At 71.3% G+C, this 14766-nt stretch carries 15 protein-coding genes; 11 read left to right on the top strand and 4 right to left on the bottom strand.

The features are described from left to right. Window positions 1–23: 23 nt before the first annotated feature. Window positions 24–956, top strand: coding sequence for a phosphotransferase (locus ACFYON_RS16430; RefSeq protein ID WP_355096029.1), 933 nt, complete (start codon window positions 24–26; stop codon window positions 954–956). A 28-nt stretch (window positions 957–984) separates the two neighbouring features. Here the strand turns inward: ACFYON_RS16430 and ACFYON_RS16425 are convergent, their stop codons facing one another. After that, window positions 985–2208, bottom strand: a complete 1224-nt coding sequence (locus tag ACFYON_RS16425) for an ROK family transcriptional regulator (protein ID WP_354872218.1) — start codon at window positions 2206–2208, stop codon at window positions 985–987. A 140-nt stretch (window positions 2209–2348) separates the two neighbouring features. On the opposite strand from ACFYON_RS16425, the gene ACFYON_RS16420 reads away from it, so the two are divergent. After that, window positions 2349–2852, top strand: coding sequence for a SigE family RNA polymerase sigma factor (locus ACFYON_RS16420; protein ID WP_208578236.1), 504 nt, complete (start codon window positions 2349–2351; stop codon window positions 2850–2852). Beyond that, window positions 2849–4192: a TolB family protein gene (locus ACFYON_RS16415; RefSeq protein WP_387320895.1), complete on the top strand. Its 1344-nt coding sequence runs from the start codon at window positions 2849–2851 to the stop codon at window positions 4190–4192. The genes ACFYON_RS16420 and ACFYON_RS16415 overlap by 4 nt, the downstream gene beginning before the upstream one ends. A gap of 82 nt (window positions 4193–4274) precedes the next feature. On the opposite strand, the gene ACFYON_RS16410 is transcribed toward ACFYON_RS16415, so the two are convergent. Then, complete coding sequence (locus tag ACFYON_RS16410) at window positions 4275–5150, bottom strand: universal stress protein (RefSeq protein ID WP_355096914.1); 876 nt, start codon at window positions 5148–5150, stop codon at window positions 4275–4277. 104 nt (window positions 5151–5254) lie between these two features. On the opposite strand from ACFYON_RS16410, the gene ACFYON_RS16405 reads away from it, so the two are divergent. After that, on the top strand, window positions 5255–5713 hold the full coding sequence (locus tag ACFYON_RS16405) for a MarR family transcriptional regulator (RefSeq protein ID WP_354872229.1): 459 nt from the start codon (window positions 5255–5257) through the stop codon (window positions 5711–5713). Between the two features lie 74 nt (window positions 5714–5787). Further along, complete coding sequence (locus ACFYON_RS16400) at window positions 5788–7215, top strand: MFS transporter (protein ID WP_354872232.1); 1428 nt, start codon at window positions 5788–5790, stop codon at window positions 7213–7215. Between the two features lies 1 nt (window position 7216). Here ACFYON_RS16400 and ACFYON_RS16395 read toward each other — a convergent pair whose 3' ends face one another. Continuing rightward, on the bottom strand, window positions 7217–7801 hold the full coding sequence (locus tag ACFYON_RS16395) for an XRE family transcriptional regulator (RefSeq protein WP_354872234.1): 585 nt from the start codon (window positions 7799–7801) through the stop codon (window positions 7217–7219). Between the two features lie 261 nt (window positions 7802–8062). On the opposite strand from ACFYON_RS16395, the gene ACFYON_RS16390 reads away from it, so the two are divergent. The 3 genes from ACFYON_RS16390 to ACFYON_RS16380 all read left to right on the top strand — a co-directional run bounded on the left by ACFYON_RS16390 (window position 8063) and on the right by ACFYON_RS16380 (window position 10796). Then, complete coding sequence (locus ACFYON_RS16390; protein WP_354872237.1) at window positions 8063–9910, top strand: glycoside hydrolase family 15 protein; 1848 nt, start codon at window positions 8063–8065, stop codon at window positions 9908–9910. A gap of 105 nt (window positions 9911–10015) precedes the next feature. After that, on the top strand, window positions 10016–10474 hold the full coding sequence (locus ACFYON_RS16385) for a hypothetical protein (protein WP_354872239.1): 459 nt from the start codon (window positions 10016–10018) through the stop codon (window positions 10472–10474). 97 nt (window positions 10475–10571) lie between these two features. Next, entirely contained in the window at window positions 10572–10796 is a 225-nt protein-coding gene (locus ACFYON_RS16380; protein WP_354872241.1) for a hypothetical protein, read from the top strand. 174 nt (window positions 10797–10970) lie between these two features. Here ACFYON_RS16380 and ACFYON_RS16375 read toward each other — a convergent pair whose 3' ends face one another. Further along, on the bottom strand, window positions 10971–12269 hold the full coding sequence (locus ACFYON_RS16375) for an MFS transporter (protein WP_387257663.1): 1299 nt from the start codon (window positions 12267–12269) through the stop codon (window positions 10971–10973). 714 nt (window positions 12270–12983) lie between these two features. Between ACFYON_RS16375 and ACFYON_RS16370 the strand changes: the two genes are divergently transcribed. From ACFYON_RS16370 to ACFYON_RS16360, 3 genes are all read left to right on the top strand, one after another. Next, window positions 12984–13304, top strand: a complete 321-nt coding sequence (locus ACFYON_RS16370; RefSeq protein ID WP_387320913.1) for a tyrosine-type recombinase/integrase — start codon at window positions 12984–12986, stop codon at window positions 13302–13304. Window positions 13305–13491: 187 nt separating this feature from the next. Further along, window positions 13492–13947, top strand: a complete 456-nt coding sequence (locus ACFYON_RS16365) for a hypothetical protein (protein ID WP_349878173.1) — start codon at window positions 13492–13494, stop codon at window positions 13945–13947. 222 nt (window positions 13948–14169) lie between these two features. Next, window positions 14170–14763, top strand: a complete 594-nt coding sequence (locus tag ACFYON_RS16360) for a hypothetical protein (protein ID WP_387320892.1) — start codon at window positions 14170–14172, stop codon at window positions 14761–14763. Window positions 14764–14766 lie beyond the last annotated feature (3 nt).

Genomic DNA, 14766 nt, shown 5'->3' with positions numbered 1-14766 from the left:
CGGGTGGCACGCACCGTGGAACGGTGACGAAGACCCGGCTGCACTGGCCCGAACTGCCCACGCACGTACGCGACGGCGTCGAGACCGTCCTCGGCGACCGCGTGGTGGCGGCAGAGTCGCAGCCGGGCGGCTTCTCCCCCGGCACCGCCGACCGGGTCCGCACCGCCGGCGGTGGCCGGGCCTTCGTCAAGGCGGTCAGCCCGGCGCAGAACGACCGCAGCCCCGGCCTGTACCGCGCCGAAGCCCGGATCACCGCCGCCCTGCCGCCGGACGCGCCCGCGCCGGAGCTGCTCGGCAGCTACGACGACGGCGACTGGATCGCGCTGGTCCTGGCCGACGTCGAGGGCCGGCACCCCGCCACCCCGTGGCGGGCCGACGAGCTGACCGCCGTGCTGTCCACGCTGGAGACCATGGCCGGCACGCTCACCCCGGCCCCCGCCGCGGCGCCCGCGCCCACCGCCGCCGAACTGCTCGCGCACGACTTCGGCGGCTGGCGCCGCCTCGCCGCCGACCCGCCGGCCGACCTCGACCCGTGGGCCCGGTCCCACCTGCCCGAGCTGTGCGCCGCCGCCGACCGGGGACTGGCCGCGCTCACCGGCGACACGCTCTGCCACGTCGACGTGCGCGCCGACAACCTGCTGCTCGGCCCCGACGGATCGGTCACCGTGGTCGACTGGCCCTGGGCGTGCCGCGGGCCGGCCTGGCTGGACACCCTGCTCACCGTCGTCAACGTGCAGGTGTACGGCGGACACGATCCGGACGCGCTGCTGGCCGCCCGGCGACTGACCGCCGGAGTCGACACGGCCGACCTGACCGGAGTGCTCGCCGGTTTCACCGGCTTCTTCCTCGACGGCGCCCGCCAGCCACCGCCACCCGGCATCCCGACCGTGCGGGCATTCCAGCGCCTACAGGGCGAGTCCCTGCTCCCCTGGCTGACCCGCCGCCTGGCCGGCTAGCCCCCGCCCGCCGCGCCCCGCCCGCCGCCTATCCGGGGACGCGGGCTGGGGTGCCGAGGGGGTCGGCGAACAGGGGTGAGAAGCCCAGCTCGGCGGCGCCGATCAAGGTGGCGTCGTAGCCGAGCGCGCTGACGCGCAGGCGGGCCTTGTCGCGGGAGATGGGCAGCACGTTGGCGGCGATCCGGCTGCGTACATGGGCGGCCGAGGCGGGGAAGACCTCGCTGAGCGTGCCGCCGAAGATCACCACGCCGGGGTTGAACAGGTTGATCACGTTCGCCACGCCGATGCCCAGCCAGTCACCGATGTGCCGCAGCGCGTCCTGCGCGGCCGGTTCTCCACGCACGGCGGCGGCGGCGAGCACAGCGCGTACCGCCTCGCGCCCCTTCTCCTGCGCCGGGCGGCCCGCGACGTCGAGCAGCGCCCGCTCACCGACCTCGGCCTCCAGGCACCCGCGCGAGCCGCAGCCACAGGGCCGCCCCTGGTACGGGTTCACGAGCATGTGCCCGACCTCGGAGGCGTACCCGCCGTCGCCGTCGAGCAGTTCCCCGCCCACGATGATCCCGCCGCCCACACCCACGTCACCGTGCAGGTACACCAGGTTCTGCACGCCGACGCCGGCCCCGCGCTGATGCTCGGCCAGCGCCCCCAGGTGCGCCTCGTTGCCGACCAGGACCGGCAGGCCCAGATCCAGCCGCCCGGCCAGCTCGGCGCCGAACGCCTGATCCACCCACCCCATGTCGGGTCCGAAGCGGACCATCCCGTCACCCGGCCGGATCATGCCGCAGTAGGAGGCGCCCACGCCCACGCACACCGACCCGGGTGGCGCGGCGTGGTGCAGGGCCCGCCCGAAGTCGGCGAGCACCGAGACCACCGAGTCGAGGTCGGCCCCGGCCCGCGGCCGTTCCGCCTCCAGCCGCGCCGACACCACGCCGCCGAGCCCGACGCGGGCGGCCACGAGCCGGTCCACGGCGATGTCGAAGGCGATGACGTAGACGGTGTCGGAGGCGGGACGGACCACACGCGAGGGACGCCCGGCCCGCCCGCTGCCGCCGGCCGCCACCTCCCGGACCAGGCCGGCCGCCGCCAGTTCCGCCGTGAGCGCCATGACCGTGCTGCGGTTGACGCCCATCCAGTCGGCCAGCTCGACGCGGGTGACCGGGCCGGTCAGGTGGACGCGCCGCAGCAGCGCGCCGAGGTTGAGCCGGCGGCTGTCCCCCTGCGCGTGCCGGTCCACTGCCAGACCTTTCAGCATCGACCACTCCGTCGGATGGCGACTGGCTCGTGGCCCGAGGATAGTTCCCGCACATCGACGGCTGCCAGCGCCCGCCGCGGGGACGGCCGCCTCAACCATCGAGGGCCCGACCGGCGTTCATTGTGGTGAGGGGGGTGGGCATGTCGGAGTCGTTCCGGGAGTTCGTGGTGCAGCGGTCACCCGCGTTGTCGCGGACCGCGTACCTGCTGACCGGCGATCACCAGCTCGCCGAGGATCTGTTGCAGAGCGCGCTGGCGCGCACCTACCGCCACTGGCGGCGGATCCGTGACGGGGATCCGGAGGCGTACGTGCGCCGGGTCATGTACCACCAGCAGGTCTCCTGGTGGCGCCGCCGGCGGGTGGTCGAGCGGCTGGACGCGACGCCGGCCGAGCGTGGCGGCGGCGACCACAGCGAGGAGACGGCGCTGCGGCTGAGCGTGGTGGCGGCACTGCGGCGGCTCACCGCGCGGCAGCGTGCCGTGGTGGTGCTGCGGTACTACGAGGACCTGACCGAGGCGCAGGTGGCCGAGGCGCTCGGCTGCTCGGTGGGCACCGTGAAGCGGCACGGGCACGACGCCGTACGCCGGCTCCGCGACCTGGTCCCCGAACTTCTGGAGCGGACTCCGGAGAGGAGCGAGCGGTGAGCGTACGGCTGCGGGAGGCGTTGCGGGAGGCGGCGGCCGAGGTGCCCGCGTACCCGGTCCACGACCGGGCGGTGCGGACCGCGCGGCGCACGCGGTGGCGGGCCGCCGCGGCGGTCACGGCGGTGCTGGCGCTGGTGGCGGCCGTGCCGCTGACGGTACGCGGTGACGGGCGGCCCCTACCGGCGGGCGCGGGCGGGGCGGCGCTGCCGGACCGGCTCGGGCTGCCGCCGTTCGGCGCGTTGCGGGCGACCGACCGGCCCGCGCTCGGCCCGGCGTCGGTGGTGTTCAGCGGGCAGGCACGCGGCCTGACCGGCCTGGTCGACGAGAACGGCACTGTCGGCATCGTCGGGGCGGACGCGGACCGCTACCGGACGTGGACGGTCGGCTCCGAGGTGCCGGCCGGGGAGGGGGTGCTGCTCTCCCCGGACGGGCGGTTCCTCGCGGTGCCGAACGGGTCGCCCACCAGCCCCGGTGTGGGCGTGATCGACCTGGCCGGCGGCACGGTCCGGCGGCTGCCCAGCCCTCGGCCGGGCAGTACGGTGACGACGCCGGCCGGGTGGGCGCCGGACGGGTCCGCGCTGGTGGTCGTGGACACCACTCCGGCGAATCCGGAGGTCAGCGCGCACATCAACACGCTCAGCCTGGTGCGGCTGGACACCGGCCGGGCGGTGCGCCTGCTGGAGACCCCGCAGGTGCCGGTGTTCGGCTCGCCTGTCGCGTTCGCGGCCGACGGGTCGCGGCTGGCCTACCAGGTCGGCACGAAGGTGCTCGTGAGCAGCACGGACGGGCGGCAGATCTCCTCGTTCGCGCTGCCGACCGGCACCGCGCTGGCCGGCAAGGGCGCCTGGCTGCCGGACGGCTCGCTGGCCCTGGCCTCCCACGACGCGGCCGGCGACCGGTGGCGGCTGCGCCGGGTCGACACCGACGGCCGGGAGCTGCTCGCGCCAGCGCTGGCCGCCGTCTCGGGCGTGACGGCGATCCGGCTGCTCGGCTGGCTGGCGGACGGGACCGCGTGGGTGGTCGCGTACCGGCCCGAGCCGAACGCGCCGGCCCTGTCCGGCGACGAGCTGGCGATGGACCAGCGGACCGCGTACGCCAACGTGCGGTCGATCCGGGTCCTGGGCCTGACGCCGGGCGCCGCCGCCCCGGCCACTCTGCTCACCGCGCCGGACCAGGTGCTCGCCGTCGACGTGGCGGACTCGGTGGTGCACGCCGGCCGGGTCCGCGAGGCCGATCCGCCGTCGGGCCCCGGCGGCCGGGTGTGGTGGGGAGTGGGCCTGGTGGCGCTGGTGCTCGGCGGCCTGGCGGCGTACCGGCGACTGCGCCGCAGGCATCGGTGACGAGGGTGGAACGCCACGGGCGCCTCCCGGCGCGGAAGACACCCGTGACGTTCCACTCGGCGCGGGCGAGCGAGCGGAAGGGCTACTCCGCTTCGCGGACCGGGCTCTGCGGCACCACCAGCACCGGCCGGTGCGCGCGGTGCAGCGTGGCCATGGCGACGCTGCCGAGCAGGATCTTGCGGACCGCCGTCCGGCCGCGCGAGCCGACCACGACCAGGCTCGCCTTGCGCTCGGCGGCGACCGTGGAGAGCGCCTCGGCCACCGCGCGCCCGGGAGCGCCGCCACCGGCATGTACGCGGACGGTGGTCAACGGCTGCCCGTCGGCGGTCTCCGGTGTGTCCCCCTCGTCGCCGTCGACGGCGACCAGGACGATCTCCCGCTCGGGGAAGAGGCGGCGGGCGGCGGCGAGCGCGGCCTCGGACCCGGCCGAGGCGTCCCAGCCGACCACCACCGGTCCGGCGGCGAGCGCGTCGTACTCGTCGGTCAGCAGCGGGTGCGGCACCACGAGCACGGGACGCGGGCTGTAGTGCACTGCCATGTCGGAGACGCTGCCGAGCACCGCGCGGGCGCCACCGAGACCGCGTGAGCCGAGCAGCAGCACGTCGGCCTGCTTCTCGTCGGCCAGCTCGGCGAGCCGGAGCCCCTCGCCGCCGTAGCTACGGCACACGAGCGGCTCGGCGTCCCAGCCGGCGGCACGGCCCAGCATCACGCCGACCGCCGTCATCCGGTCTGCCTCCCGGCCGCCCTCGCGCTCGATGGCCTCCACGAACACGTTGATGTTGCGCTTGCCGGTCCAGAGCCGCTTACGCAGCTCCTCGCTGGCGAACGGTGGCGTCCACAGGTGCCCGATCCACGCGTGCGCGCCGGGGAACAGCAGCGCGCCCGCCTCGATGGCGGCGCTGGCGGCCGGAGACCCGTCGTAACCAACCACCACTTGCCTGACCTGCACGTCGCTCACCGCACCAAACCCCTCTCACCGACGACATCTCACAAGATCGTATCCGGGTCCGGACCGGGTCCGAGCCGGATCGTCCGGCACGGAAGCATCGGTACGCTGGGCGGATGAGCACCCCGGACCTGTCGTACCTCCTCGACCACACCAGCCACGTGTTGCGTACGCGGGTGGCGGCGGCGCTCGCCGAGATCGGGCTGACCGCCCGGATGCACTGCGTGCTCGCACATGCGCTGCCCGAGGAGCGTACGCAGATCCAGCTCGCCGAGATGGGCGACATGGACAAGACGACGATGGTGGTGACGGTGGACGCGCTGGAGCGGGCCGGCCTGGCAGAGCGGCGTCCGTCGCGTACCGACCGGCGGGCGCGGATCATCGCGGTCACCGAGGAGGGCGCCCGGGTGGCCGCGCGCAGCCAGGAGATCGTCGACCGGGTGCACGCCGAGGCGCTGGCGAGCCTGCCGGACGACGAGCGGAAGGTCTTCCTGCGCGCGCTGGAACGCCTGACCGCCGGATACCTGGCCACGCCGGTGCAGAGCCCCAAGCCGGCACGCCGGGCCCGCCAATAATCCCCCAATAGATTGTCCGTAACGGAACTATCCGTTACGGTCTCTCCTGTCGCACCTCTCGACAGGAGGACTCCATGTCCGCTCCCCGCTCCCGGCGGCTCGCCCTCGGCGTGCTCGCCACCGGCGCCCTGATGACCATCCTCGACGGCAGCATCGTCACCGTGGCGATGCCGGCCATCCAGCGCGACCTGCACTTCTCCCCGACCGGCCTGAGCTGGGTGGTGAACGCGTACCTGATCGCGTTCGGCAGCCTGCTCCTGCTCGCCGGCCGGCTCGGCGACCTGATCGGGCGCCGGACGATGTTCCTCGGCGGCACCGCGCTGTTCACCGCCGCGTCGGTGCTGGCCGGCGTGGCCGGATCCCCCGCCACCCTCGTCGCCGCCCGCTTCCTCCAGGGTGTCGGCAGCGCGGCGGCGGTCGCGGTGAGCCTCGGCATCCTGGTCACGCTCTTCCCCGACGCCGCCGAGCGGGCGCGGGCCTTCGCCGTGTTCGCCTTCACCGGCGCCGCCGGAGCGGCCATCGGCCAGGTCGCCGGCGGCCTGCTCACCGACGCGCTGGGCTGGCACTGGATCTTCCTGATCAACCTGCCGATCGGCCTGGCCACGATCGCGCTCGCGGCCCGTACGCTGCCCGCGGACCGGGGCCTGGGCCTGGCGGCCGGGGCCGACGTGGCGGGCGCGGTGCTGGTCACCGGCGGGCTCATGCTGGGCATCTACACGGTGGTCACGATCGAGCGGTACGGCGCCACGTCGGCGCACACGCTCGGCCTCGGCGCGCTCGCCGTCGCGCTCGTCGCCGGGTTCGTGGTCCGGCAGGCCACCGCGCGCCGCCCGCTCATGCCGCTGCACATCCTGCGTTCGCGTGGCGTCGCCGTGGCGAACGTGGTCCAGATCCTCACCATGGCCGCGATGTTCGCCTTCCAGGTGCTCATCACGCTCTACCTCCAGCAGGTGCTCGGCTACGACGCCACAGGCGCCGGCCTGGCGATGCTGCCGGCCGCCGTGCTCATCGGCGCGGTGTCACTCGGCGTCTCGGCCCGGCTCAACACCCGCTTCGGCGAGCGGGCGGTGCTGACCGCCGGGCTGGTCCTGCTGGTGGCCATGTTCGCGCTGCTGGTCCGGGTGCCGGTGGACGGCCGGTACCTGACCGACGTGCTCCCGGTGATGCTGCTGGCCGGCGGGGGCGGGCTGGTGCTACCGGCGCTGACCTCGCTCGGTATGTCCGCCGCCCGCCCCGATGACGCCGGCCTCGCCTCCGGGCTGTTCAACACCACGCAGCAGATCGGCATGGCGTTCGGCGTCGCGGTGCTGTCCACGCTGGCCGCCGCCCGCACGGCCGGCCGCGTCGCGCTCGGCGACGACCGGGCCACGGCTCTGACCAGCGGCTTCCACCTGGCGTTCGCGATCGGCGCGGGGCTCCTGGTGGTCGCCGTCGCGCTCGCGTACGCGCTGCCGCGCCCGCGCACGGCGGAGCGTGCCGACGCCCCGGCGCTCGTGGGGTGAGTCAGCGGGACGCGCGAGGGCGGGCGCGCAGGTGGGCGCGCTCGCCCTGGCTGCCGAAGAGGCTGAGGAACTCCACCGCCTCGCTGTCGGCGCGGCCGAACCAGTGCGGTACGCGGGTGTCGAACTCGGCCGCCTCACCGGGTTCGAGCACCAGATCGTGCTCGCCGAGCATGAGCCGCAGCCGCCCGTTGAGCACGTAGACCCACTCGTACCCCTCGTGGGTCTTCGGCTCGGGCTCGGCCCGGCCGCCGGCCGGGATGATCAGCTTGTACGCCTGGATGCCGCCGGACCGGCGGGTGAGCGGCAGCATGGTCATCCCGTGCGCGGCGACCGGCCGCAGGTGGACGCGTGGGTCGCCGGTCGGTGGGGCGCCGACCAGTTCGTCGAGCGTCACGCCGTGCGCGCGGGCCAGCGGGAGCAGCAGTTCCAGCGTGGGCTTACGGCCGCCCGACTCCAGCCGGGACAGCGTGCTCACCGAGATGCCGGTGGCGGCGGAGAGGTCGGTGAGCGTGGTCTCCCGCTCGCGGCGCAGCGCGCGCAGCCGGGGGCCCACCGCGTCGAGGGCCTGATCGAGGTCGCCGTCCATGCCAGCAAGTTTGCCACATCAGCAACAGACTTTGCAGTTCTGTCGGGGCCGGCAGCAGTCTGGTCGCGGAGCGGGATGGGCGAGTACCTGCCGGCCGACGAGTCGGGGCGGCGATGATCAACGCGGACCTGGTGCAGGAGGAGACCCGGCGGGCGGTCGAGGCGTGGCGCGACGCGAGAGCGGGTGCCGAGGAATCACCCCTAACCTGACAATTCTTCCCCTAGGTTGAAGCGCAGGGGCAGTCGGGAACCGGGGGGCGATGTGAAGGGCTATCCGGCGATCGAAGATCACGGGCTCATCGGCGACCTGCAGACCGCCGCGCTGGTGACCTGTGACGGCACGATCGACTGGTTCTGCGCGCCGCGCTTCGACTCGCCGAGCATCTTCGCCGCGCTGCTGGACAAGGACAAGGGCGGCTTCTTCCAGATCGCCCCGCACGAGGTCCGGTACGTCACCAAGCAGCTCTACCTGCCCGGCACGCCGATACTGATCACCCGGTTCATCAGCGCGGACGGCGTCGCCGAGGTGATCGACTTCATGCCGGTCACCGGCGAGCGGGTCACCGACTCGCACCGCCTGGTCCGCATGGTCAACATGGTGCGCGGGAGCATGCGGTTCCGAGTGGAGTGCCGGCCCCGGTTCGACTACGCCCGCGAGAGCCACGAGGTGGAGCGGCACCGCAACGGCTACCTGTTCCGCAGCCCTTCGGCGACGCTCGCCTTCAACCCGATCGACCCGGTGCGGCAACTCTGGGCCCAGACCGGCGAGATCCGCATGGAGAACGGCGACCTGATCGCGTACGGCACGCTGAAGGAGGGCGACACCGGCGGGGTGGTCCTGGAGACCAGCAGCGAGGAACCCCGGACCATCCCGCCGGAAGAGGTCCAGGGCATGTTCGAGTGGACCCGGAACTACTGGCGGCGCTGGGTCGAACGCTCCCGCTACACCGGACGCTGGCGGGAGATGGTCGAGCGGTCGGCCATCACGCTCAAGCTCATGACGTACGCGCCGACCGGCGCGATGATCGCCGCGCCGACCGCCGCGCTGCCCGAGCTGGTCGGCGGCGCCCGCAACTGGGACTACCGCTACACCTGGGTACGCGACACCTCGTTCTCGGTGCACGCGCTGCTCGGCCTCGGGTTCACCGAGGAGGTAAGCCGGTACATGAACTGGCTGGACGAGCGCATCCGCGAAGCCGGCGACCAGCAGGACCCACTGAAGATCATGTACCGGGTGGACGGCTCCTCGGACCTGCACGAGGAGGTGCTCGACCACCTGGAGGGATACCGGGGCTCCCAACCCGTGCGCATCGGCAACGGCGCCGCCGACCAGCTCCAGCTCGACATCCACGGCGAGGCGCTCTACGCCATGCACCTCGCCGACGAGCAGGGCATCCGCGTGTCGCACCAGGTGTGGAAGAGCACCGTGCGGCTGGTCGACTGGCTCTGCCACAACTGGGACAAGCGCGACGCCGGGATCTGGGAGAGCCGGCACCACCCCCGCAACTACACGTTCGGCCGGGTGATGTCCTGGGTCGCGCTGGACCGGGCCATCCGGCTGGCCAGCCGCACCGGCCGGCCCGGGGACATGAGCTGCTGGATCGAGCAGCGCAACCGGATCTACAACCAGGTCATGGCCCGCGGTTTCCACCGGGAACGCGGCAGCTTCGTGCAGGCGTACGACGAGAACGTGCTCGACGCCGCCCTGCTCTACATGCCGGCGGTCGGCTTCGTCACGCCCAGCGACCCGCTGTGGCTGTCCACGCTGGAGTCGATCGAGCGGGACCTGGTCTCGGACAGCCTGGTCCACCGCTACGACCCGCTGCACTCCCCCGACGGGCTGCCCGGCCACGAGGGCACGTTCAACATGTGCACGTTCTGGTACGTCGAGGCGCTGGCCCGTTCCGGCCGGCTCGACGACGCCCGGCTCACGCTGGAGAAGATGTTCACCTTCAGCAACCACCTCGGCCTCTACGCCGAGGAGATCGCCTCCACCGGCGAGCAGATCGGCAACTACCCGCAGGCGTTCAGCCACCTCGCCCTGATCAACTCGGCGCTGGCGGTCAACGACCTGCTCGACGCCGAGGCCCACGCCCGCCTCCGCCGGTAGCGGCAGTCGTCAGGGCGCCTCTACGCCGCGGGCATCCGCTGACCCGCCGCTGCGCCGCACGGCGACGACCGAAGCCGCGTTCACACACCACCTAGTCTCTCGGGCGTGGAACAACTACGCGACCTCGCCGTCCGGCTGGTGATGGGCGAGCCGGTCGGCGACGACCTGCCGATGGCGGCTGCGCACGCGCTGGCCCGGGGCGTCGACTCGCCCAGCTTGCGTGAGCTCGCCGGCTTGCCGAAGGGTCAGCCGCGGGAGTCCGTCGACCTGTTCCGGCAGGCGATGGACGAGCTCGGCTCGCCGGTCCCGGACGAGGGTGACGCTCGGCTGCACCTCATGCGCCAGGCGGCGGCGGACATCGTCGCGGGAGAGGGCGACGCCGAGGACCTGGCCTACGAGATCTACTGCCAGGCGGTCGAATCCCAGTTGCCGGAGCTGCGGCCCGTGGCGGACCGCTTCCTCGAGCTCTACGCCGGTTGGGGCCCGGCTTACGACCAGACGGAGAAGGCGATCGCGGCCACGAGGGCAGCCGCGCAGTCGTTCCTGCGCGACCATCCGGCGTGAGAGATTGCCGTCCAGCCACGCTCCCGCCAGGCCCGTGAGCTGCAACGACCACGAGGAAGCGAGCCCTTGACCGGCCGCGCACACTGGAGGCAGGCAGATGACCCGGGAGGTCGACATGCGCTGGGTGATCCTCATACTCGTCGTCGCGGCGGCCGTGCTTGTCGCCGGACTGTTGCGCCGTCGCCGGCAGGCAGGCGTGGACGGCCGCCAGGTACGTAACCTCCAGGCATCCGCAGAGGCCCGCCGCAGGCTCGACGACCACCGGAATCGTACGGACGGCAGCAACACCGGCAGCGGCGGCGTGGGCGGCTGGAGTTCCTGACACCACTCCCGCATGCCGCACCAGTACTGGCAGGACCCGCTCCCCCGTGCTCGCGAGTACGTGAGCCGATGCACCCCACCTTGGGGCGTAGTTCTGGCCCTTGAGCGGCCCCTAAATCAGTTCCCGACCAGCCCACCGACACATCGTGACTAGCCGACATTCCCAAGCGCAGCGTTACCGGGACGGCTGCTCGGCCCGCTGCGATGCGTCGTACTGCCACAGCTGCGGCACCGCCCGGATGATGCCTGCCACGGCGAGGATGGCCAGCACCCCACCCATTGAGATTGCCCAGCGCGGTCCCCATGCCGCGCCGGTTACGCCGTGCAATAGGTTGCCGATTTGTGGGCCGCCCATTGTGACGACGATCATCGAGCCCTCGATCCTGCCGCGCAGTGCGTCGTCGGTACTCGCCTGGCTGATGGCTCGACGGAACGTGCTGAGCACGAAGTTCACACCGCCGCCGACCAGAAGCGCCGCAGCGGCGAGCCACAGCTGGGGTGCCAGCCCCAGCAGTACGACCGTCACACCCCAGACGGCAGCGGCGGACACCATCAGCACACCGTGCCGCCGGGCACGGGTGAACACGCCCGACACCATCCCGACCGCGAACACGCCTGCCGGGTAGCTGGCGTAGAGCACGCCAAGCTCGAAACCACCTCCGGCCGCGCCGCCGAACTCCCGCTGGGCCATCTCCGGGTAGAGCGCCCACGGTGCCCCAAACACCATCGCGGCCAAATCCACCCCGATCAGCGCCACCAGCAGCGGCCGGGAGAAGAGATAGCGGAAGCCATCCAGCAGTTGGTAGACCATCGGCCGGCGGGCCGTCGGACTCCCGCCAACCGAGGAAGGCGTCCCAGGGCGCGGCACCAGCACCGGTGCAGGCACGGGTTGTTGCGGTGGGAGCCGGGGCAGCCGGAACACCGACCACATGACGAGCAGCAGCGCCAGAGTGTCCAACAGGTACAACGCACCAAGTCCTACCACCGGGATCAACACCCCGGCCAGCAGCGGACCCACGATCGACCCGGTATACCGGACCAGCGAGCTTAATCCGTTTGCGGCGGCCAACAGATCCGCCGGCACCACTCGCGGCACCACCGCCCCCATCGCCGCCATGACAGCTCCGTAGCTGAGGCCTTGGCAAGCGACCAGTGCCAGCAGCACCAGTACCGATCGCAGGTCCAGTGCCGCCTGTACCCACAGCCCCGCGTACGCGAGCGCCAGGCAACCATGTGCGACCAGTAGCAGCCGACGCCGGTCCATCGCGTCAGCGAGGGCACCACCCCACAATGCCGAGACCACCAGCGCGACCAGCGACACCGCCGCCGAGACCCCCACAGCCGCGGACGAGCCGGTCAACGTAAACAGTTGCGTGGGAATGGCAACCACGCCGAACGAACCACCCACCGCAGCGATCAGCGACGCGACCCACAGCCGCCGATACGCGGGGATCGCCAGCGGGCGCCGGTCCATCAGATATGCACCCAGCCTGCGTCCACCGGCGCCCCCTCCGGCACTGCCGGTTGCGCTATCGGCGCTGCTGGTTCCATCTGCCGTCGTCGGCGCTCCCATACCCATAACCCCCGGTCGGCTCATGCCGGTTGTAGCTGGCACGGCCGATGCTGGGCCCTACCCCAAGGGAAAGGTCCAGCACCGATGAGGGACCCACCGAGCACGCATCCGACGAAGATCGTCTAGCCGAACGTGTCACCGACGTCCCGGGACTGATCTGTCACGGAGGTCCTGAGACCCGACAATTGTCCGGTCTCGGGACCTGCGTGGCAGAATCAGTCTCAGGACGTGCGTGACGCTCGGCCGAGCGCTAGGGCGCTACGCTGACCGACGTGCCGATCGATGCAGACCATGCTCGGCAGGCGTTGGCGAAGTGGGAGGGTTTCACCTTCGAGACGTGCCCTGCCGCGTCCTCGTCTGGGCTGGTCGACACGACCCCGGCAGAGCTGTTGCCGACGCGCCACTGATCGCCGCACGGATGCCCGACGCTGAGGTCCGCATCGGTGAGGACGCCGCTAACACACCGTCTCCTGCCCACTGGCGAGAGATGCTGACGTGGGTCAAGGGTGGCTAGCCTGGAAACTCGCCGAGTACCTGCCCTACTGGCTCGCCGCCTACGTCACCCGACCTCAAACCCACCATCGCACGCGGCTATGAAGCGCCGTCCGGCTACACCTGATCCCGGCACTCGGCACCAAACGCCTCGACGGCCCCGAGGTCCGGCTGCACGACCTGCGGCACACCGTCGTCTCGCTGCTGATGGAGTTGGGCGTCCCGCCGCACGTCGTCCAGGCCATCGCCCGGCACGCCGACGTGAAGATCACGCTGAAGGTCTACTCGCATGCCAACCTCGACGAGATGCGTCAGGCGCTCGGACGGACGGCTGTCATAGACCCTGTTGCTGTCACCGCCCCGAAGAACGATCTTCTCGGGGCGGTTTCGCTGCTCGTGGAGGTGGGCGCGGCAGGTTTCGAACCTGCGACCCCTCGCTTGTAAGTTCTGGGCGCGTCGACCGGTGGGGTCCGTCCGCGTCCCTGGCCTCGGGCACCTGTCCAGCACTGCTCGGGAGAGCGTGGCTCCGTTCGCGCCAGTTGCTGTCACCGTTGCTGTCGACAGATGAGCCCTAAACGCATCGGGCGCAGCAGGGACTGCACCGGAGGGGCGCGACTGCCATGATCATGCCGTGGGACTTCTCTGCGATTACTTCTCGGCCGCCTCTGATGATGCAGCCGCCGCCGTGATCGATGTCCTTGGCGGTCCGCGTGCCGCCTCAGATACCGGATCCGAGGTTGTCGAGCTGAAGGGTATCGAGCCCTTCGTGGTGCTGGGGAAGCTGGAGGAGTTGCTGACCGGCCTCGACTACGACTCGGTAACAGAGAACCTGAGGTGGGGTCACGCCGTCGCTGTTCGTCATGACGGCGAGCTACTTGTCGTCTCGCTAACGGATGAGGTCCAGGCGGCGCTGGCTACCGCGTCGGAAGCCGAGCTGCGTGGAGTGGCGTTGCCGTGGTCGCAGATCGAGGAGTTCTGGGGGCAGGGAGAGCCCTCAGACCTGGCAGAGATTCTGATCGAGCTGGCAGCCTTGGCACGTCTAGCGACAGCACGTCACGAACGCCTGTACTGCTGGGTCTCCGTCTGACACGTATGCCCCCGGTTCTCGTCGCGCGAAACCGTCAGACGTTGAAGCGGAACTAAGAGCCGCGATCCCCCTGCCAGCGGTGACACCGTCCGGTACCTGCTCACCCGGCGTCTCGGGCTCTCATGGTTGTTCGCTGGTTGACGACGTTTCACGGTGTCTTGTGCCCCCTGTGTGCCCCACAGGAACGTTCCGCGCTTGCGCCGCTCGACTAAGTTGCGCAGGGTGAAGGCTTTCGAGATCACTGCCACGCTGCTGGCGTCATTGGCGTGGCCCATGGTTGTTGTCTTTCTGGTGATCGTCTTCCGGAAGCCCATCAAAGACCTCGCTATTCACGATCCCCGGCGTCGGTCATTGCGAAGGGCCAAGGTAGGACCGGTTGAAGTCGAATGGGGCTCGCTGGAGGAGGCTCGATCCGAGGCGGCAGCCGAGAAGGCTGATGAGCCGCCACAGCCGGCACCTAAGACTTCTCCAGGTCGGTTGGCAGACCTTCTGGCTTTAGCGGAGCAGCACCCAACTGCTGCCGTGGTTCTCGCCAGGCAGAAGCTGGAGCATGGTTTGGCTCGTGCGCTCAAGAACAACGGCATAACTCCCCCCCATTGGGGAATTTACCAGATGATCGGGGCAGTGCATTCCCGCGCCTTGGTTAGTGAGGGCACCGTAAAAGTGCTTCACAGCTTAAGGAACGTGGGAAACGAAGTACTCCACATGGAGGGTGCGGTTGTGACTCCGGCACGTGCGGTGGAATACGTCACCACGGCTGAAGAGATCCTATTGAAACTGGCTGCGGTCAGTAACCATGCTGATGCATCCGCCTGATCA

It is taken from the genome of Micromonospora sp. NPDC005686 (genome assembly GCF_042871665.1).
GTDB lineage: Bacteria > Actinomycetota > Actinomycetes > Mycobacteriales > Micromonosporaceae > Micromonospora.
This window is presented reverse-complemented; position numbering and strand designations above follow the sequence as displayed.